The organism is Psychrosphaera algicola (assembly GCF_028401425.1).
In the GTDB taxonomy this organism is placed as follows: domain Bacteria; phylum Pseudomonadota; class Gammaproteobacteria; order Enterobacterales; family Alteromonadaceae; genus Psychrosphaera; species Psychrosphaera algicola.
In genome coordinates this window covers 3,944,634-3,964,892 of the sequence record NZ_JAQOMS010000002.1, presented here as the reverse complement: position 1 = coordinate 3,964,892, position 20,259 = coordinate 3,944,634, and the positions used below count along the sequence as shown (strand labels likewise).

Here is a 20,259-nt window from a genome sequence, read left to right as displayed (position 1 = left end):
ATAATAATAATAAAAATAATAATGGTTTCTAAATGCACAACGGTAGAGGCAGAATCTTATCTCTGAAATATTTTAGATTATTTACTCTATCAATTTCTTTATTGCTCTTCACAATTTCTAGTTCTGCTAATCCATTATTCGACCCTGTTCGAAATACTATCCATTTTCAGCATCTCGATATTGAATCAACCTTACCACACCCTACTATAATGGACATTATTCAAGATAAAGAAGGGTTCGTCTGGTTTGCTACTCAAGGAGGCATAGCACGATTTAATGGTACAAACTCATCTATTTATACTGCAGTTTCGGCGAATGAAGAAGGTTTAAATAATAATTGGATTTGGCAAATGTATGCTGACTCTGAAGGACGAGTGTGGGCTACAAGTAACGGTGGTATTCATCTTTATATACCTGAACAAGATAAATTTCTAAATTTTAGTTCTAAAACTAATCCTAACATTACATCATTAAATTTTAATTCAATTACCGAAGTCGGTAATGGCAACTTATGGTTTGGCAGCGAAACAGGGATAACAGTTTTTAATTCAAAAACGTCCCGTTTTAGTTCTATAGATAGCACCCAAAAGTTCAAACAACTTGTTGATAATAGTAATATTCGAGACTTAGATTATTCGGCTAACAAAGTTATTTGGGTCGCAACGAAAAATAACGGTTTGTACCTTAGTGAAGACAACGGAAAAACATTTAATATTTTAAATGTAGAATTAAAAACTTTGCCGACAAATAAGGTAATCAGCTTAGATATTGATTCAAAAAATCAAGTATGGGCAGGTACTGAAGGAGACGGTTTATTACTTATTTCCGAATCTGGTGAATTTTTACAACAATTTAAATCAACTATGTGTAGCAGTGTGATAAATGACGTGCTTATAGATCACAACGATAATATATGGCTAGCTACCCCTAATGGTATGTGTGAATTCAATCATGAAACCGAACGCTTCATCCCTCACCAAAAAGAATCTGGCCGTATTTCAAGTTTAATAAACGATGACGTCCGAGTTTTGATGCAAGATGAGGGCGGTGTAATTTGGGCTGGTACCGTTTCAGGTGTGAGCAAGTGGAACGCAAAACTGGCGGATTTCACTCATATTGCTCAACAAAACCCGTTTGGCACTATGACCTCTGCCTCTGTCACCAGTTTTGCGATGAACAAAAACAATTTATTTGTCGGTACTGTAGATGGTGGCGTCAACGTATTGAACTTTGATACTAAGACAATGTCGCCGTTTAATTCATCATTTTCCGACAAACTTAAAAACTTAGATAGCAGCTTAATAACAAGCCTATTGGTGGATGGCGATACTGGGCTATGGGTTGGTACCTATGATAACGGCCTGTTTTATATTGATTTAACGAACTATGAACAAGTCTTATTCAGCGCAGACAGTGAATTTTCAAATCGATTAAATAACAACGCTGTAAGTAAAATAATTCAATTAAAAGACGGTAACCTAGCGGTTTCAACCTATGGTGGTGGCGTCAATCTCATAGATTCAAATACCAAGCAGGTTATCCATAATAAATATAATATTGAGACCAATAATACTGCTGTAACTAACTTTATACTGGATATATTCGAAGACAATAATAAAGATCTATGGCTTGCAACTCATGGTGGGGGCCTTGTTCACTATGACACCAGAAATAATAAAAGCTCGACCTATTCAACAAAACAGAAAGGCAAATACTTTATTGGTAGTGACGAAATATTTTCCGTCATAAAAACCGCAAAAGGTGTTTGGCTCGCAACAAGTGACGCGGGTTTGTTATTGATTGAAGACAATGATAACAAAACCCAACATATTATTAATCAATCTAGAGGACTGGCAAGTAACTTCACCTACAGCTTGCTAGAAGATGACTTAGGATATATTTGGATAAGCCACGCCAAAGGACTATCGCGCCTTAATCCCAACAACTTTGAAATTAATAACTTCAATACGACCCACGGATTACAAAGCTCAGACTTTAATAACAGCGCTTATTATAAAGCAAAAGACGGCAGACTATTTTTTGGTGGCACAAATGGCTTTAACACTTTTCAGGCAAATAAAGTTCCTCTGAATTCTTATAAACCAAAACTTAAATTAACTAAATTTGTACACGCAAACGAAGAAAAGCCGATACAAACCATGCTGCGTGCTGATGGTGTATTAGAACTGAACTATGAAGATACGATAATCGACTTTGAGTTTGCGGCCTTGGATTATACAAAACCGTCAAATAATCGTTATCAATATATGATGGAAGGACTCAGTTCTTCTTGGAGTAACATCGGCACGAGCAACCATATCTCATTTTCGTACTTAGCCGATGGAAGCTACACACTAAAAGTTAGGGGTAGTAACAACGAAGAGGTTTGGAGTGAAATACTGCAGATCCCAATTGAAGTTATGCCACCCATTTGGAAGACAACCCACGCCAAACTATTCTATATTTTTGGCCCGATCTTGATCTTTCTTCAACTGTTAAGAAACCAGCGGATTAGACATCAACGCCAGTTATCTCATGAACGTAGATTACACCAACTTGCATATTTTGACGGACTTACAGGTCTACCAAACCGTCAGAGCTTTTACGAGAGTTTAGATAAATTTATCTCCCTTGCACGACGCGGTAATTATAAAGCTGGGGTTATGTTCATTGATTTAGATCGATTTAAACGAATCAATGACACCTTGGGGCATGATTACGGTGATTTGGTTCTGCAAGAAATTGCACAGCGGTTGAAAGAATGCGTTAGAGACAGTGATTTTGTTGCAAGAAATTACGAAGTAAATACTGTAAATAATGAAATCGCTAGATTAGGCGGCGACGAATTCACGCTGTTTTTAAGTCATGTTGAATCGGCTGCCGAAACAACACTCATAACGCAACGTATTATCGAGAGCTTATCACGTCCAATTAAGATCGACAGTTATGAATTAACCGTCACACCAAGTGTAGGGATTGCGCTATATCCTGAACATGGCACCACAGTTCATGAATTAATGAAACATGCTGATATCGCTATGTACCAAGCTAAAGAAGACGGCAGAAGAACCTTTAAGTTCTATTCAAATGAACTCAATGATCGAGCTCTCGAACGTTTGCAGCTTGAAGAAAAAATGCGTTATGCGGTTAAAAACAACGAGTTTGTTTTACATTATCAGCCGCAAGTCGACATTGTTAGCAATGAAATTACCAAGGCTGAAGCGCTTATCCGTTGGAACAGTCCAGAGCTCGGTTTTATCTCCCCTGCTGAGTTTATACCTATTGCAGAAGAGTCCGGGCTGATTATCGAGCTAGGCAACTGGATTTTGGACACCGCCTGTAAACAAGCAAAGCAATGGCTTGATGAAGGTTTAGAAAATTGTAAAGTCTCAGTCAATGTATCAAGTGTTCAGTTTAAGCAAACTGCGCTTATCGACAACGTCAGAAATGCTTTAACACGCAGCGGACTGCCCCCAGAACTGCTTGAGTTAGAGCTTACGGAAAGCGCGGTTATGTCAGATGTAGACGACAATATTGACCGTTTACAACAATTTAAAGACATGGGCATAACCATTGCGATTGATGACTTTGGTACAGGGTATTCGTCGCTAAGCTACTTGAAAAAATTCCCTATCGATACACTAAAAATTGACCGTTCGTTTATCATCGAGATTGCAAATAGTGATAACGATGCAGCCATAGTCAAAGCAATAATGCTACTTGCTGAAACAATGGAACTAAAAGTTGTTGCAGAAGGGATTGAGAACGTTGAGCAACTGCAAATATTGCATAACTATCGTTGCCAGTTTATTCAAGGCTACTTCTTCAGCCGCCCACTGGTTTACGAAGAGTTTTTGAGTTTGCCAGTAAGACATATTACGAAGAAAAACGCAGTTGGCAGTTAGCTAGCGATTAATTCAGACGGCTCAATTCATTACCAGCTATATATTAAAAGGCTGTTAGATACAGCCTTTAGATTAACGTGATGCCTTGTAATCCTGTTTAAAACAACGAACTAGAAACAACGTAGCAAGTAATTTATTACTACAGCCACTAGATAGCCTATTTGAGCTAATATGCTGTTATAGTGTTTTTAGGAGGCCATTGAGGACGTTATTAACCGTAATTACGTCAGATTGTTCCAATTCACCATTTTTAATGGCTTTGTTGACGCTTTGTTCAACTAATTCAATAAACTCGTCCATTGTTAGCGCTTTGTTTTGCATTAAAGCACCACCTAAAACCAAATCTACGTGTCCTCTTAAATAGCCACTCGCAAATAACTCATCATCTGTTCCGGTTGCTACATAACCGTCGAAGTAAACTTGCGCGTCATCACTTAGTTGTTCTAAATCTAACATGTGTATCCTTTTATATTTCTTCATATCCAACGGGATAAAACACTTGGTCTTTATATCCAGTTGTCACTTTAATATGACCTGCCAACATTTTGTCTAATTCAATATCACCAGTGTCTGCAATGAGGGGACGTCCCGCCAAAGCCTGTAACTTTCGTTTTGTTGCAACGACAACAATATTCTCTTTACCTATAGTTCTGATGACTTCCGGTGAAAGTTGTTGATTCCCCGACCAAAAATATGCCCCTGTCCACCTATAAGCGTTATCACTAATTTCACGGGTTTATGCTCTAACAAAGGTAGTAATTGATTGGTCGTAACATCCGTCGCAATTAGTTGGTGATCTTTGATCACATCAACACCTAATAAGGTATTTTTGATATCGAGCTCTTCCATAATAAATGCAACTGTTGAACCGGAGCCCATAATGTAGGTTTCTTCACTTTCCATTGCGTCGATGACGCTGGCTGCAATATCTTGCAATACTAACTCATCACTTTCTTTGCCGCCCATTTTTACCGCTTGCACATAGCGTAACTCTGAAGGGATCTGCAATTCACCAAAACGCTTGGCTCGCACGACACCTTGCCTAAATTGTGCCTCATCTATATCCATGACGTCTGCTTCTTGCACTGAAACAAGTTCGCCAGCGATCAACATATGGACAATTCGTCCCGCCGCTTTTGGTGTTATTGCATAAACCCCAGAATGAATTTTACAACCCGCTGGAATGCCGAGTACAGTCGTATTGTCGGTTACTGCTTCACATATATTACGCGCAGTACCATCTCCCCGGCAAATAAAATAAGGTCTAATGCCATGTCAGACATAAGTGTTGCTGCGTCAATCGTGTCTTGGGCGTTAGTGGTATTTGAGCTTGTTTGATAGACAACCTGGTACGAGAACCCGAGTGACTGGCATAAGTTTTCGCCCATTTGGTCGCTCACTGTAAAAATATCTACATCTGCAGCAAATTGTAAAAATTGCTCCAATGCCACTTTCGCTCGTTGATTTGCTCGGGCAATTGCCCCTAACGATTCAGCCTGTTGAATTGAAGTTAATTCATCACTTCCTTTTAGCCCGACGGTTCCGCCCATACCCGCTAAAGGATTGATAATTAACCCTAATCGAAATTTTTTCTCAGTGGGTTGGTTTGTGCGTTTGTTTTATCATTTGCTGAATTTTTTGTTAGCTGCGTCATTTTAAGCAACCTCTGTTTGTCGGTTTGCTATATCTAGAGCTTCCTGATGACCGTAAATATCCTGTTGATAGAATTGACTCAGTGCCGCGATAAATAACTCTGCCCGAGGTGGAAAGCGATCAGCTAGATAAGCTTTAAATTGGCGAGCAACATCTTGTTCAAAAGCAATGTGATCAGGTTGACGACCAAATTCATCGCCTGATAAGTTGTCACAACTGACATTAAATTTAATGCCACAGGCTAAGGCTAAACGCCATTTCAATGGCCTGAGGTTTGACTTCCGCTTGTTGGAATTTGGCTTGCTGCTCTGCAGTGCGGCCATCGGGACAATACCAATAACCATAATCAATTTTATTCAGCCTCGGCATTCCGGCTAAACACCAATGGGCAATTTCGTGCAATGCGCTGGTAAAATAGCCATGGGCAAAAACCACTTGTGCATAGGGCTGTGCGTCAAGCCCAAGGTCACTCGTATTAGCAGGCAAGTAAATGGGTTCACTGCCGCCTAAGACCAGTTTAGTATTGTATTTAGCAAAAAAAGTTTGCTCAAAAATGGCGATTAGGTCAGCATATTCTTTCACAGGCTCGTCTTCACTCACGAAATTTAACTTCAGCTCAAAATGGCTATTATACTTGGACTTTGTCAGGTTCAAATTGAAATTTTTGCGGGGTGTCATTAAAATCACTAATCCTGCAACCAAGACAACCATGCTAGCCCAGACAAAGGTGTCACTGCCTCCAAGTCCTTCGTTCCAAGTCATGCCCGTAACCCAAGCACCAAGTGCGCCACCAATACCAAAGGTGATCCCAAGGTACATAAATTGCCCTTGATTTTGCATCCGCTTAGGAAAATAACGTCGAACAAAATGGATACTTGAACTGTGCATTAACCCAAAGCTCACTGCGTGAATAATCTGGGTAAGAATAACAACAATGACAAAATCGATATAATAGGCCATTAATAGCCAACGAAGCGCCGTTAACATCAAACAAACAACCATAAGCAACTTAAGGCTATATCTTGCTAATAGATGACCGGCAATGAGAAACATAAAAATTTCAGCAAACGTTCCTAGCGCAAATAGAATGCCAGTCGCAGTGCCTTGGATATTCATGTTGTGACAAATACTGAGTGAAAAAACCAACATATGGCGCAAAACTCATTTGCAGTAATATTGACGCAATCAAGAACGAGCCAAAACCAACCGTACAACAACGTTTAAAAAACCCTTCGCTATCGCCAAGTTCGTCATGGGCTAACGGATCTCCATTATCGAGGTATAAGCTTGTTAGATACGTCAGAAAAATAAGCCCTAAACCCACATACAAGATCACACCTATGGTCCATAAATATCGACAATTGTGCCCACCGCTATTGCCGCAACAATAAAACCAATACTGCCAAATAATCGGACTCTGTTATAAATAGTTGGATTGCTTTTTGTTGCCACCAGCGATAACACTTCAATCTGGGACACCGCCGCCATAAAAAAGACAAAGGCACAAATCATTGAAATGTTGGTCACCCACTTAATATCGATAAAAACCGCAGGTAACAGAGCTACAAATGAAATTATGACCGCAAGTTGAAAGTATCGTTTGGGGTTCTGTTGGAGATCGGCCAAGTAGGCCCATAGTTGACCCGAAAATATTCTGATAAACGTATATGACGCTATTAAGGTTCCAACTTCGGTCGACGTGAATCCACGTGAACTCAAAAAGACAGCGAGATACGAGATCACGCCGCCAAGAAAGCCATAATAAAAAAGTTCACTGCTGCCGCTGGCACCAATGAACTCAGTTTTATATTATCCATGTAATTACTTTACAGACGCAGGGATAACCGGCGTTGTCACAACTACGTCCGCATTTTGAGCTCTGTTTCTTAAAAAGTGATCCATTAAAGTAATGGCTAACATAGCCTCAGCAATTGGTACGGCGCGAATGCCAACACAGGGATCGTGACGACCTTTAGTAACTACTGGCTGGGTTTGGCCATTGACATCTATCGTTTCGCCTTCAACGCTAATACTTGACGTTGGTTTTAATGCGATGTGCGCAATAATATCCTGACCACTTGAAATACCGCCCAAAATACCGCCTGCGTGATTAGATTTAAACCCCTCTGGGGTCATCTCGTCGCGGTGTTCTGAACCTTTCTGCTCAACGACACCAAAGCCATCACCAATTTCTACTCCCTTAACAGCATTAATGCTCATTAAGGATTTAGCGATATCGGCATCTAGGCGGTCGAATACGGGTTCACCAAGTCCTACCGGCACCTGTTTAGCGACAACGGTAATTTTTGCACCCACCGAGTTACCTTGCTTTTTAAGGTCTCGCATATACTCATCCCATTTTTCTACGGCTTTTTCATCAGGGCAGAAAAACGGGTTTGTTTCTATAATAGTCGGATCTACTGACTCAATCGCAATTGGACCAAGTTGTGCCATATAACCGAATATTTCGATTCCAGCATGTTGTTTTAACCATGCTTTGGCAAAACCACCAGCGGCAACACGCATCGCTGTTTCTCGAGCTGACGAGCGACCACCGCCTCGGTAATCTCGGACACCGTATTTATGGTGATAGGTATAGTCCGCATGACTAAGGTCTAAACTTGTCTTTAATATTCGAATAGTCATTTGAACGTTGGTCTGTATTTTCGATTAGCAAACCAATTGAAGTGCCAGTTGTAACCCCTTCAAAAACACCACTTAAAATTTTCACTTCGTCCGCTTCTCGGCGTTGTGTTGTGAAACGTGAGGTACCAGGTTTACGTCGATCTAAGTCGCGCTGGATATCTTCTGCAGATATCGCCAACCCTGGAGGGCAACCATCTATAATACAGCCCAAGCCATTACCATGACTTTCGCCAAATGTTGTTACTTTAAACACTTCACCGATGGTATTTCCAGCCATTACGCCCTCTTTCTTTTCTAAATTATTCTTTTAATTAAACCGCTATCAAAAACGGCTAAAATAAATCTTTATGATCAATTAATTGCTGCTTGGTTATGGCAAATACACCAATACCGCCATTTTCAAATTCCAACCAATTAAATGGGACTTCTGGGAATTCGGCTTGCAAATGGATCATGGAGTTACCAACTTCAACAATAAGCAATCCATTATCTTCTAAATGTGCAGCAGCTTGTTTTAAAATAATACGTGTGATGTCCAAACCGTCATTACCACTGCCTAAACCAATTTCCGGTTCGTGGTGAAATTCTTCCGGCATGTCACCTAGATCTTCTAAGTCCACATAAGGTGGATTAGATACAATAAGATCATATTTAAGTCCCTCTACTGACGCAAAAACGTCAGACATAATAGGGAATACTCGATCTTCAACCTGTAACCTATGGATGTTCTCATCTGCAACAGCAAGTGCCTCAGGACTAATGTCCAACGCATCTATTGTTGCATCTGGAAAAGCAAATGCTGTCGCAATTGCAATACATCCTGACCCCGTACACAAATCCATTATTCTCAAAGGCGTCTTTGAAATGAGCCCTTCGAAATTATTTGTGATCAATTCACCAATTGGCGAACGCGGCACTAATACATCTTCATTGACAAAAAATGGCAGACCACAAAAATAGGATACTTGGGTTAAATAAGCTGCCGGTTTTTGGTTAATATACGCTGCTCAATAAGACCTAATGCATTTTTACGTTCACTTAATGTCGTGCGCGCCTGCAATAAATGTTCATTCATTGTAGGTGGTAAACTCAGCGCATAGGTAATTAATTGGGCGGCTTCATCCCACGGATTATCGGTTCCGTGACCTAAATAAATGTCGCTTTCATTGAATCGACTTACCGACCAACGAATTAGATCGTTAACCGTTTGAAGTTCAGTTACTGCTTCTTCGAGCAATATTGTTAGCTCAGATAACTCTTTTTGCATCAAAAACCCTAATTAATCTGGTCGTACTCACCAGCTTAATTTACAATACCCCGCACTATATTGCTTAAACTTTCTCGCAAAATGTCTGAAAAAATTTGAATTTTAAAGATTTACTCAACAAAAAAGATGATAGTCCATCTTTGCCAAGTACATTTGCTGATGAGATGCAGGGCGTCAAACCATTCAAGCAAGACAAAATACACTTTGGGAAAGCGCTCAGCAAGCAAAATAGAGCTTTAGCTTCAAACTTTAAGGAAGAAGATAGAAAGAATATCGATAAGGACGATAAGCTAGCAGCGACCCGCTTTCACTTTTCTGAAGAATACGAACCTTTGATCGATTTCGAGCAGACGTTAAGTTTTGTTAAACCGGGACAACCCAGTTACCTAGCAAAACTCATTAGGCGCGGTGAAATTCAGCCCGATATCGTGTTAGACCTTCATGGTCACACCAAAGAAAGCGCTAAACGAGATTTAGCTGACTTGATCACAACATGCAAAACAGAACAATTATTAAGTGCTTGTATCGTTCATGGTGTTGGGGGCGGCGTTCTAAAACGAAAAATCCCACATTATTTACTGCAACACCCTGATGTTGCCGCATTACATCAAGCACCGCTCGAATGGGGCGGCCAAGGCGCAATTGTCATAATTATTGATTTAGGCGAGGATTTGCAGTTTTTGTTAAAGCGGTAAATCAGTAGACTGGTAAGTTGCAATTACAACATTTGTTCAGGGGCGATCAGCGTTTCTAACACACCATTCCATTTATCGAGGTTAATTTTAATCTTTGCAACGCCCGCCGTCGCCATTATGGGTGTGTAACCTGTTATTTCGCCGATTAAATAACTCACCAAAGGCATATGCGAAACACATAGAATATTTATGTCATCAACGGTGTTTTTATCAATACTAGCCAAAACAAAATCCATTGCGACTTTTGGATCCCCCTCCGGGATCAAATCCACAATTACGTCTATATCTAACGCATCTGGACCACGTTCAATAATAATATCTTTCGTTTGTTGGGCGCGAATATACGGCGAGGCATAGACTTGTTGAAACTGTCCAAGCTGCGTTTTCAACCACAGTGCTGTACGTTTTGCTTCCCAGCGGCCATGTTCTGAGAGCACACGAAGTTGATCTTCGGCTGCGATTGACTCAGCTTCTCCGTGTCGAACGATATAAAGATAAATTGCCATTGTCACTAGTTGTCTTGCCTACACTAGTGACTACTATAATTAATTCACCAATTATTGACCATTAATTTATGAAATTAATTGTTTCAGCACGTATCTTATTTATATATCTCGATTTCTTGAAAAAAACAGCTAGGATAAAGAGATACATAATGCTGCGGTATTTCGAGAACCAAACGAGATATAAACATTGAATATTAGTCCCAACGACAACAAAAATTATTTGGCTATGACGTTAGATAATGGCCTTCGAATTGTTTTAGTTGAACAAGATGACTGCCATAAAAACGCCTGTTCACTGGTCGTGAATACGGGACATTTTGATGATCCCGTTGACCGCCCGGGTTTTGCACATTTTGTTGAGCACTTATTGTTTAATGGCAGCAAAAATACCCAGAAGTGAACGGGCTAAGTCATTTTGTTGGGCAACACGGTGGGATGTGTAACGCTTGGACTGGCACAGAACACAGCTGTTTTTATTTTGATGTTCATCCAGAATTTTTTGCCCCTGCTCTCGACCAGTTTGCTAATATGTTTATCGAGCCTTTGTTCAGTCATGACGCCCTATCGCGTGAGCAAGAAGCTATCCATGAAGAATATAAACTAAAACTGCAAGATGACAGTCGTCGTATCCAACAGGTGCATAAACAAACGAGTAATCCTGACCATCCGTTCCATAAATTTTCAGTTGGCAATAAACATACTCTTTCAGATTTACCTGACCGACCTGTCGCCGACGAATTATTTTCATTTTGGCACCAAAATTATCAAGCTCAATATATGACAGTGTCGATAGTCACTGCAGAACCTATAGAAATGATGCGTGATTTAATTGCGACAACGTTTTCTGCAATTAAATCCAACGATCCGAAGTTCGCCAAGTCAAGGTATTGAACCACCACTTTATCGCGACCAAGAATTAAATCAATTTATTGGAATCCATCCAGTTAAAGAGATCCACAAACTTAATGTGACGTTCTCGATGCCTGACATGAATTATATGTACAACACAAAGATGCTGAGTTTTGTGGCGCATATCATTGGTTATGAAGGGAAAGGGTCGTTATACGAAGCGTTAGACAACAAAGAATATATAAACGCCTTAACCGCTGGGAACGGCATTAGTGGCAATAATTTTAAAGACTTTAATTTGTCTCTGGAATTAACCGAGTTAGGCGAAGAAAATATTGACGATATTTTAGAGATTACTTTTGCCTACCTAAATTTTTTGAAACAAACAGTGCCCGCAGCCTATTTATATGACGAACAACAAGTTTTGACTCAAGTCAGTTTTAACTACCAAGAAGAAATTAAAGCGACCAAACTTGCCAATCAAATTGCCCTCAATATGCAACATTATCCAGAAGTAGACTATCTGTCTGGAGATTATCGGATGGACGGCTTTAACATCCAACAATGGCAGGAAATTTTAGGCTACTTAAATGCTGACAACTTTCGTGTGACGTTAGTAAGTCAGTCAATCCATACGCAACATAAAGCACCTTGGTACCATACCCCCTATGCCGTTACCGATATTGATTTGGACGTTAGGAAACTATTGAATGACACAAGTTGGAGTGATTTTAATTTCCAACTGCCCCCAGAAAACCCTTATTTGGGAGGAGAGATAAAGTTAGAACAGCTCGACTTTAATAGTCTTACCCCTATTAACATAGAAGACAAATTGGGTTGGAAAACGTGGTTTAAACAAGATGTTAGTTATCGCGTACCAAAGGGCAATATTTACCTCGGCCTAGACTTACCAAATGGCATCGCTAGCAAACGTAACCAAACAATGATGCGGATGTTTTGTGACTTATTTTTAGACTCGGTATCTGAACAACATTACCAAGCTGAAATGGCTGGGCTTTATTATAATATCTATGCACATAACGGTGGCATCACAATCTATACGTCAGGCTTGAGTAACCGACAACATGAGCTACTTTTAACGCTAATTGATACCATGTTGAAACCAAATTTTGTCGAGAGTCGGTTTAAAGAGATTAAACGTCAGTTGATAAAACACTGGAACAATAGTGAGTCGAATCGCCCCATTAGCCTTTTATTTAGTCATTTAAATTCAACTTTAATCCCTAAAGTGGCCAATAGTTTAGAACTCGCAGAGATTTTAGCTGATGTCAGTTTTGCTGAATTCTTAGCGTTCCATAGCACACTATTTAATGCGGTTAATGCAGAGATGCTCATTTATGGTAACTGGAATACTCAACAAGCTCTAAATATTAACGCCTTAGTGGAACAACGTTTTAGCCATGCCACTAAGGTCGAGGAAAATGTTCGAGCAAATGTAAAACTTGATAGGATTGGTGTAGAAAAACAACGCGTTCCGGTTGAACACAGTGACAACGCCGCAATTATCTACCTACAGGGCAACAAAACCGTAGACGATAAAACCGACGTCGTTGAAAAAGCATGGTTTATTCTATGTTCACAAATTTTAGCGCCATATGCATTTAACTATTTACGCACCGAGCAACAATTAGGTTATCTCGCAGGTAGTGGTTATATGCCTTTATGCAATGTCCTAGGACTTGTTGTCTATGTGCAATCACATGAAGTTGAAAACAGCGAACTTGAACGGCATATCGGCCTTTGTATCGAAGGCTTTATCAAAGAGTTAGATCATTTAGAGTTAGACGAATTTAACGCTCATAAACAGGCCGTAATTCACCAATATCAAGAACAACCCGCCAATTTAAATCAAAAGTGTCAACAATTATGGGTTAGTGTTGGCAACAAAGATTATGAGTTTAATCACAAGTCTCGAATAGTAGAAGAACTGCAACTGGCAACTTTAGATGAATTGCAACAATGGGCAAAAACCAATCTATTGGAGCAGTTCGCCACTGGCTACCAAATATCAACCGAATAAAATTCGATCAATTAATCATATATTTAACGATAAAAGCTTGCCAACTCGCATCCAAACTTTGACAGTAGCGCATCCATAAGGTAATTTGAATCAGCGTTTAACTAGCTGTAGTCGTCGTTGTGCTAAGTCCACTGAAAAAAATAACAATAAAATTGTGGCTGTTTCAAGCCTTGTAAGTTTTAACACTTACGCGTTAGAAACCGAATCAATCTCAAATGTAATCGAAAAACTGTTTTCTGATGGAGCAGTCTTGTCGATTTTTATCCTGTTTGCATTATGCCTTACGGGTTACTTGGTCTACGGTTTATACCGATTCAGACAATATCAAGGTCAAATTACTGAAAGCGAAGAGCGATTGCGTTTGTCTTTATGGGCAAGTGGCGATGAAATGTGGGATTGGAATATCCACAGGGGCAGCCTTCATAGAACAAATGGCGCAGGTACTTACCCCTGCCAAATATCGACCCTTCTGATTTTCCGCCAAACAGACCGCATATTCATCCACAAGATGTCGAAAAAGTTGTCGAAAAGCTAAAACTCCACCTCAATGGCGAAGTTAATGAGTTTGAATGTGTGTATCGGATCAAAGGCAGCAATGACAAGTGGCGCTGGATCTTAGACAAAGGTAAAGTTGTTTCGTCTAATGCCGCGGGTTACCCGATTCGTATGACTGGTGCATTTAAAGATATTCACCAAATAAAAAAACCGAAAGCAATCTAGAGATATTTGCCCGAAGCATTCAAAGCTTGACCGATGGCGTGGTTATCCTCAACTCTGACTTTAATGTTATCCATATTAACCCTAGTTATACCCAAATCACCAGTTTCAGTTCTAGTGACCTTATTGGTAAAAAGCTTAACTTTAACTCCATCAGCCCTTCGCTTATTACCGATATTAAGTCGGCTGTCGATAAAACTGGGAACTGGCAGGGAGACGTCACCGGTCAGGAAAAGATGGCAATATGTTTATCGCTTTTGTCACGGTCAACTGTATCCGAAATGATGAAAACGCGATTACAAACTATGTCGCGGTTGTATCCGACACGACTATGCGTAAAAAGCGGAAGCCAAACTCATAAAAATGGCGCGCACTGATACGTTAACAGGTCTACCTAATCGAAATGTATTCTTCTCGCGTTTGCAAAAATGCGTAGACAAACAATTAGAAACCGCAATATTGGTATTTGATGTCGACGATTTCAAAAAAATTAACGACTCTTTAGGTCATGTACTTGGTGATATATTATTGGTGAAGATCTCCGAACGGTTAAAGCCACTCACCAACAGTCAATGTATTTTATATCGTCTTGGCGGCGATGAATTTGCTATTACAATGGAAGGTACCAACGACATTCATAAAGTGACAATTCTTGCCAAAGAGTTGCTTCGACTTCTTTCAAATCCATTCCGAATCGAACAACATGAATTTGTTGTCGCTGCCAGTATCGGTATTGTCTTATATCCAGATGATGGTCAACAACCTGAAACCTTGCATCGTAATGCTGACACCGCTATGTATCACGCCAAAGAAAAAGGTAATCGCTACTTATTCTTTAATAAAGAGATGAATAAACAAGCTGTTAAACGTTTGCAGGTAGAAAATTTAATTCGTCAGGGATTAAAAGAAGATTACTTCCATGTGTATTACCAACCTAAGATGAGTTTCAGCACCGGCAAATTAGTTGGTATGGAAGCTCTGGTGCGCTTTATCTCTCCAAGTGGTACTTTGGTTAGTCCAGGCACATTTATTCCGATCTCCGAAGAGACAGGGCAAGTTGTCGAGATTGGTGAAGTCGTCCTAAGAAAAGCTTGTGCCGACATGAAACGTTGGATCGATTCAGGCTTGATGTCAGGGCGTGTCGCGGTCAACTTATCAGCTAGGCAATTTAACCTACCCAATCTAATTCATCGAATTGAATCAATATTGTTAGAAACTGGATTAAGCCCGAACAATCTAGAGTTGGAGATCACCGAAGGTACGGTAATGGACGATCCGCAACATGCCATTCAAGTTATGCATGAACTTAGAGCTTTAGGAATTCAGTTGGCTATGGACGACTTTGGTACCGGCTACTCTTCGTTGTCTTACCTGCGCAAGTTCCCACTTAATACCTTAAAAATTGACAAAGCCTTTGTTGATGATGCAGGTACTAGCGTCGGCCGAGCAATGATCGATACGATTATCACTATTGCACGAAATCTAAGCTTGTCGACCGTTGCTGAGGGAGTTGAAACGAGTACTCAAGAAAAGCTAATGGCTGAGATGGGATGTGATGTCCTGCAGGGGTACTTGTACTCTAAACCACTATCTTCAAAAGAATTGGCTCACTTTGCGGCAAATCAACAACCTGTGTTGAAAAAGGCCCAATAATGGTTCACAAGATATAAACTCGCTTCATCTACCAAGCTTTATTGAGGGTATTCAATGGACCCATTTGCATTTATCAAACAGATGAGTCCCCCTCCTATTTACGCGTTAGCGTATTCACGCCTTGATCATGCGGTAAATATGAAGGTATCAGATTTAAAGTCGTAAACTTACGCCGTCAATGCCTTGTTGCTTGCGTAACAACATTTGCTTTTTAACATTAAACATAGGCCAAACAACTGGACCAAAACACATGCCAGCGACAAACCAACGCTTCTCGCACATGCCATTTTTCATCGCTTCAATTGACAAATACACAGAAAAACAAACAACGGCAACCATCATAAGCAAAACAAACATCTTTAAAACCCAGTCAATATTTATGAAGTGATCAATTATATCGCTGAAGTAATTTCAATTCGATAGGGAAACCCCTCGTTTTTAGAGTATTTACTTCTATTACCAAAATATAAAATTTGTAGCTACTGAAACCAAATGATCAATTTGGCCAATTTTAGGCATAAAAAAGCCGCATCTGCGGCTTTTCTTACATGTTTTTCATTATATGTAGCTTTGCTGATGCACTCGAATAAACAGCGGTGTACCCGCTTTAGAGTAATCAACTTTGTACTCTTTGCCATTTAGACATTGCACAAACATTAATGTTTTTGGTTCACCAAAAACATCAGGGCTCGATACGTTTACGACTTCAACATAAGCGTCTTTCGCTTCACGTCTATTTCTTGGTACAGGGCCATCATAAGCTTGAACGCCATTTTGCGTTACTTTTACGTTAGGGTGCTCTATATCATTCTGAATGATAAGATCGACTTTTCTGATCTTATGAATAATGGTATTCCGACCACTTCGAATATATGGGATATCGGACATAACTACCTTCAGCCTCTAGTTTGCCTTCAAAAACAAACAAAAAATGTTACTTATAATATAACTCTAGCGTTTTGAACTAAATTGATCAAGGACACACAGTAATTTATCGATTCATATTTTCATTTTTAGTGTCTTGTATTAATTTCAATGCGTTAGCTGGTGTACCAGAAATTCCATTACTGTTGATATAAAAATGAAATCCAAGTAATTCGTTTAGTTTCTCAGAACGATGAACAAACATAGCAATAAGTCCTCGATAAATACGGTTAGCCCCTAATTTACATTCTACAGAATCAATAAAATCCTCTGGCACACACTGCCCTGTTGCGCATCCCTTACCGGCTAAAGCCAGCCACAGCGGCCTTTGTTCAATCAGTAATTTTGACGCTAAGCGCAATGGAAACGTATCGTAAAATAACTCAGGATCCTTAACCTTAATGCCTATAAAGTCATATTCCTTGCCACCATCGATGCGATCTTGGGCAGGAATACCGACCCGCTGGATGTTTTCCCACGGAACAAAAACCGTGTTGGCTCGGTGATAAAAAGTTAAGCCATCACCCGCGAGTTTTAATCTATGTCGTGGTTCACTGCGTTTTAGATAGCCTAATAACAGCATTGCTATCGCAAACCCATATAAAAACATATTGGCAATATACAATTGAGACAAAAAGCCAAAATGCACAACAAAGTTAATTCCAGCTAGCCCAAAACCAAATTTTATGAAGGTTTCTGAATTGTCGCTGTCTGTTGATTCAATAAAAATAGGTTGGGTCATTGCAGTCTTAAAAAGGTTTAAAAATAAAATAGAAGCCCAAACAAATTAAACACCACAAAAGAGCAGCGCGCATCATTCGACAGATTGGACAATTGGTTTGTAACTTCATATTGTATTAATCTACTTGCAGTTTTTTAACAAAAATCATTTATGGAGCAATGTATATGTCAAACATTCAATTGGCAACTTTTGGTGGCGGTTGTTTTTGGTGTATCGAATCCGCCCTCAATGCAATTCGCGGTGTGCAACAAGCAGTGTCTGGTTACTCAGGCGGTCAAGTAGACAACCCAACTTATCAGCAAATTTGCAGTGGTCAAACTGGGCATGCTGAAGTTATCCAAGTGACATTTGACGCTGATATTATTTCATACGATTTATTGCTCGATTTCTTTTTTCAACTTCATGATCCAACGCAACTTAACCGCCAAGGCAATGATGTTGGAACACAATACAGGTCGATAATCTTGTATCACGACGAAGTTCAGCGCCAAACTGCCATCAACAAAATTAGCGACGTTCATGACCACGACATTTGGGATGGTGACATCGTAACTGAAGTTGAACCTATATCCATCTTCTATCCGGCAGAAGAGTATCACCAAGGATATGCCGAGAATAATCCGCAACAACCTTACTGTGCTTTGGTCGTAAACCCAAAACTAAACAAGTTTAAACAAAAGTTTAGCGACTTCTTAAAATAAAACCTGCTAAGTACAGATACTCAGTTAAATTTAAATTTAATGTGGGGTAACATACAGTCAAATTGTGTTACCTCATTTAAAGAGCTTCATGTCTAAAAGTTACTTTTTTAAAACCGCCTTTGTTATCGCGTTCATTTATTCAATGTACTTATTTTTTAATCCCCATTTGGATACCGGCATCAAGATCCCTCACATTGATAAAGTGGGTCATTTCATCGCTTTTTCGGGCTTGTCATTTTTATTTGATTTTGCTTTTACTCTCGCCAAAATCTGGGGAATTGGAGCCGCCTTAGTGTATGGCATTCTAGTTGAGCTTATTCAAAGTACACTGCCTAATAGACAAGCATCCCTAGCTGATGTTGTTGCCGACATGTCAGGTTGCCTAGTCTATTATTTTGTCTTTAAACCATATGCTGAAAAACTCGTAAGTAAATTTTGGAAACCAGCTAATGCCAAATAATCGAGATTGGCACTTTGTTGGTCAAGGTGCGATCAGTTCTTTTTGTGCCGTCAATGTTTTACCCAATCACGCCGTTACTGTACTCACTCGTCGCTCATCTGTTAGTGAAAAAACCTTTATCGACTTGCAGGGACAACAAATACGATTGCCCTTACCGAGGCGTCTACGAAACGATGAAACGATTAACAATTTAGTGGTAGCAGTCAAAGCCTATGACATAGTAAACGCCATCGCCGACGTTATAGGCAGCTTAGCTGACGATGCCAATGTCGTCCTATGTCACAATGGCATGGGAACAATTCCGGACGTACTTGAACTATTGCAAGTTAAACCAAACTGCAATGTATACTTTTGCACAACAAGCAGTGGCGTCAATCATCAAGGAAACAACATTATTTTAGCCGCTATCGGCCAAAGTCAGTGGCAGTCAATTGTTACTCATTCTCCTCACAGCGCTCTCAATATCAACGACTTTAAATCACTATTTTTAGTTGCTGAACAAGCCGAGGAGTTGCCAACGATATTGTGGCAAAAACTAATTATAAATTGCGCCATTAACCCGCTGACGGCCATCAACCGTGTTACCAATGGTGAACTTGCAGCTCAAACGTTTCAGCAACAACTTAATACGATCGTTGAAGAGGTCATAAACGTTGCTCGCTTTGATGGTGTAGATTTTGACTTAAACACCATGATCGATCTTGTGAACAGCGTCATTAAGTCAACGGCTAAAAATTACTCTTCGATGTATCAAGATTTAACAAATAATAGAAAAACCGAAATTGATTTTATTAATGGCTATGTGTGCAAGCTTGCAAATCAATATAAAATTGATGTCCCTGTAAATCAGGCGCTAGTGAGGCAGATACAAAAGCTTGGTGGTTAACTAAGTTTAATAACAATTAATCTGTTAGACATAATTAGTACACGCAACTTCAATTCAAGGATACAATTGACTTTAACAATCGTGTAAAACACAAAATTTGTATCTAAAATAGAAAACAATACAATGTATCTAACTCAACCCATTCTGTAGGTGAATTTTGACTGTAAATCCAAACCCAATATTAGAAAAAGCCAAAACAACCTGTGCAGAACAAGGTGTTAAGCTAACGAGTAAGCGTGAAAATGTTTTAGCATGTATTATCAGTTCAGACGAAGCCGTCTCTCCCTACGAATTAGCTGAGATCTACAAGGAAAATTTTGGCCAATCCATGCCGGCGATGTCGGTCTATCGTATCCTGGATTTTCTAGTGGAGTTAACGTTAGTCCATAAACTTACGTCCGCCAATAAGTATATCGCATGCTCTCATATCTCCTGTTCCCACAGCCACCGCAGCCCACAATTTTTAATTTGTGAAAACTGCCAATCCGTTATGGAGGTCGGTATTGAAAACTCTGTAATGGAACAGCTTAAAAGCAGTGTCGAACGGTCTGGTTTTGTATTAACAACCCAACAAATTGAATTAAAAGGTTTGTGTAAAAAGTGCCAATAAACGT

Annotated in this window: 20 protein-coding genes and 4 pseudogenes; 13 read left to right on the top strand and 11 right to left on the bottom strand. The window is 39.7% G+C overall.

Features of this window, described 5'->3' with window-relative positions; translation table 11 throughout:
* Window positions 1–32: 32 nt before the first annotated feature.
* Window positions 33–3,905 (top strand): EAL domain-containing protein, encoded by a 3,873-nt coding sequence (locus PN838_RS21780; RefSeq protein ID WP_272181963.1) that lies wholly within the window; start codon window positions 33–35, stop codon window positions 3,903–3,905.
* Window positions 3,906–4,082: 177 nt separating this feature from the next.
* Here the strand turns inward: PN838_RS21780 and PN838_RS21775 are convergent, their stop codons facing one another.
* The 7 genes and pseudogenes from PN838_RS21775 to prmB all read right to left on the bottom strand — a co-directional run bounded on the left by PN838_RS21775 (window position 4,083) and on the right by prmB (window position 9,471).
* On the bottom strand, window positions 4,083–4,361 hold the full coding sequence (locus PN838_RS21775) for a YfcL family protein (RefSeq protein WP_215965091.1): 279 nt from the start codon (window positions 4,359–4,361) through the stop codon (window positions 4,083–4,085).
* Window positions 4,362–4,371: 10 nt separating this feature from the next.
* Window positions 4,372–5,455: pseudogene (locus PN838_RS21770) on the bottom strand (ATP-NAD kinase family protein).
* A gap of 105 nt (window positions 5,456–5,560) precedes the next feature.
* Window positions 5,561–5,821: an elongation factor P hydroxylase gene (locus PN838_RS27650; protein WP_272181962.1), complete on the bottom strand. Its 261-nt coding sequence runs from the start codon at window positions 5,819–5,821 to the stop codon at window positions 5,561–5,563.
* Entirely contained in the window at window positions 5,787–6,707 is a 921-nt protein-coding gene (locus PN838_RS27645) for an elongation factor P hydroxylase (protein ID WP_272181961.1), read from the bottom strand. Before PN838_RS27645 ends, PN838_RS27650 begins: the two co-directional genes overlap by 35 nt.
* A 189-nt stretch (window positions 6,708–6,896) precedes the next feature.
* Window positions 6,897–7,352, bottom strand: coding sequence for an MFS transporter (locus PN838_RS21755; RefSeq protein WP_272182683.1), 456 nt, complete (start codon window positions 7,350–7,352; stop codon window positions 6,897–6,899).
* Between the two features lie 27 nt (window positions 7,353–7,379).
* Window positions 7,380–8,481: pseudogene (gene aroC / locus PN838_RS21750) on the bottom strand (chorismate synthase).
* A 55-nt stretch (window positions 8,482–8,536) separates the two neighbouring features.
* A pseudogene (gene prmB, locus PN838_RS21745) lies at window positions 8,537–9,471 on the bottom strand (50S ribosomal protein L3 N(5)-glutamine methyltransferase).
* A gap of 95 nt (window positions 9,472–9,566) precedes the next feature.
* On the opposite strand from prmB, the gene smrB reads away from it, so the two are divergent.
* The gene (smrB, locus tag PN838_RS21740; RefSeq protein WP_252736642.1) at window positions 9,567–10,166 is read left to right on the top strand and encodes an endonuclease SmrB; all 600 of its coding nucleotides are present in this window, start codon (window positions 9,567–9,569) and stop codon (window positions 10,164–10,166) included.
* A gap of 23 nt (window positions 10,167–10,189) precedes the next feature.
* Here smrB and sixA read toward each other — a convergent pair whose 3' ends face one another.
* On the bottom strand, window positions 10,190–10,672 hold the full coding sequence (sixA, locus tag PN838_RS21735; protein WP_272181960.1) for a phosphohistidine phosphatase SixA: 483 nt from the start codon (window positions 10,670–10,672) through the stop codon (window positions 10,190–10,192).
* A 226-nt stretch (window positions 10,673–10,898) separates the two neighbouring features.
* Here sixA and PN838_RS27640 point away from each other — a divergent pair.
* The 7 genes and pseudogenes from PN838_RS27640 to PN838_RS21700 all read left to right on the top strand — a co-directional run.
* Window positions 10,899–11,263, top strand: a pseudogene (locus PN838_RS27640) (insulinase family protein); the annotation flags it as partial.
* 45 nt (window positions 11,264–11,308) lie between these two features.
* Entirely contained in the window at window positions 11,309–11,563 is a 255-nt protein-coding gene (locus PN838_RS27635) for an insulinase family protein (RefSeq protein WP_370661125.1), read from the top strand.
* Window positions 11,502–13,562 (top strand): insulinase family protein, encoded by a 2,061-nt coding sequence (locus PN838_RS21720; protein WP_272181957.1) that lies wholly within the window; start codon window positions 11,502–11,504, stop codon window positions 13,560–13,562. The genes PN838_RS27635 and PN838_RS21720 overlap by 62 nt, the downstream gene beginning before the upstream one ends.
* Window positions 13,563–13,716: 154 nt before the next feature.
* Complete coding sequence (locus PN838_RS21715; RefSeq protein WP_272181956.1) at window positions 13,717–14,097, top strand: hypothetical protein; 381 nt, start codon at window positions 13,717–13,719, stop codon at window positions 14,095–14,097.
* The gene (locus PN838_RS21710) at window positions 14,013–14,282 is read left to right on the top strand and encodes a PAS domain-containing protein (protein ID WP_334313550.1); all 270 of its coding nucleotides are present in this window, start codon (window positions 14,013–14,015) and stop codon (window positions 14,280–14,282) included. Before PN838_RS21715 ends, PN838_RS21710 begins: the two co-directional genes overlap by 85 nt.
* A gap of 26 nt (window positions 14,283–14,308) precedes the next feature.
* Window positions 14,309–14,656: a PAS domain-containing protein gene (locus PN838_RS21705; protein WP_272181955.1), complete on the top strand. Its 348-nt coding sequence runs from the start codon at window positions 14,309–14,311 to the stop codon at window positions 14,654–14,656.
* Entirely contained in the window at window positions 14,643–15,932 is a 1,290-nt protein-coding gene (locus PN838_RS21700; protein ID WP_272181954.1) for a putative bifunctional diguanylate cyclase/phosphodiesterase, read from the top strand. The genes PN838_RS21705 and PN838_RS21700 overlap by 14 nt, the downstream gene beginning before the upstream one ends.
* Before the next feature lie 153 nt (window positions 15,933–16,085).
* Here PN838_RS21700 and PN838_RS21695 read toward each other — a convergent pair whose 3' ends face one another.
* The 3 genes from PN838_RS21695 to PN838_RS21685 all read right to left on the bottom strand — a co-directional run bounded on the left by PN838_RS21695 (window position 16,086) and on the right by PN838_RS21685 (window position 17,598).
* The gene (locus tag PN838_RS21695) at window positions 16,086–16,289 is read right to left on the bottom strand and encodes a hypothetical protein (RefSeq protein ID WP_215965099.1); all 204 of its coding nucleotides are present in this window, start codon (window positions 16,287–16,289) and stop codon (window positions 16,086–16,088) included.
* A gap of 201 nt (window positions 16,290–16,490) precedes the next feature.
* Window positions 16,491–16,820: a hypothetical protein gene (locus PN838_RS21690; RefSeq protein ID WP_215965100.1), complete on the bottom strand. Its 330-nt coding sequence runs from the start codon at window positions 16,818–16,820 to the stop codon at window positions 16,491–16,493.
* A 103-nt stretch (window positions 16,821–16,923) separates the two neighbouring features.
* Window positions 16,924–17,598 carry a DUF2982 domain-containing protein gene (locus PN838_RS21685; RefSeq protein ID WP_272181953.1) on the bottom strand — a complete coding sequence of 225 codons (675 nt, stop codon included), beginning with the start codon at window positions 17,596–17,598 and terminating at the stop codon, window positions 16,924–16,926.
* Window positions 17,599–17,762: 164 nt separating this feature from the next.
* On the opposite strand from PN838_RS21685, the gene msrA reads away from it, so the two are divergent.
* The 4 genes from msrA to PN838_RS21665 all read left to right on the top strand — a co-directional run bounded on the left by msrA (window position 17,763) and on the right by PN838_RS21665 (window position 20,255).
* Complete coding sequence (msrA, locus tag PN838_RS21680) at window positions 17,763–18,299, top strand: peptide-methionine (S)-S-oxide reductase MsrA (RefSeq protein WP_215965102.1); 537 nt, start codon at window positions 17,763–17,765, stop codon at window positions 18,297–18,299.
* A gap of 142 nt (window positions 18,300–18,441) precedes the next feature.
* Window positions 18,442–18,759, top strand: coding sequence for a VanZ family protein (locus tag PN838_RS21675; RefSeq protein WP_272181952.1), 318 nt, complete (start codon window positions 18,442–18,444; stop codon window positions 18,757–18,759).
* The gene (locus PN838_RS21670; protein ID WP_272181951.1) at window positions 18,749–19,645 is read left to right on the top strand and encodes a ketopantoate reductase family protein; all 897 of its coding nucleotides are present in this window, start codon (window positions 18,749–18,751) and stop codon (window positions 19,643–19,645) included. The genes PN838_RS21675 and PN838_RS21670 overlap by 11 nt, the downstream gene beginning before the upstream one ends.
* Window positions 19,646–19,802: 157 nt before the next feature.
* Window positions 19,803–20,255 carry a transcriptional repressor gene (locus tag PN838_RS21665; RefSeq protein ID WP_215965105.1) on the top strand — a complete coding sequence of 151 codons (453 nt, stop codon included), beginning with the start codon at window positions 19,803–19,805 and terminating at the stop codon, window positions 20,253–20,255.
* Window positions 20,256–20,259 lie beyond the last annotated feature (4 nt).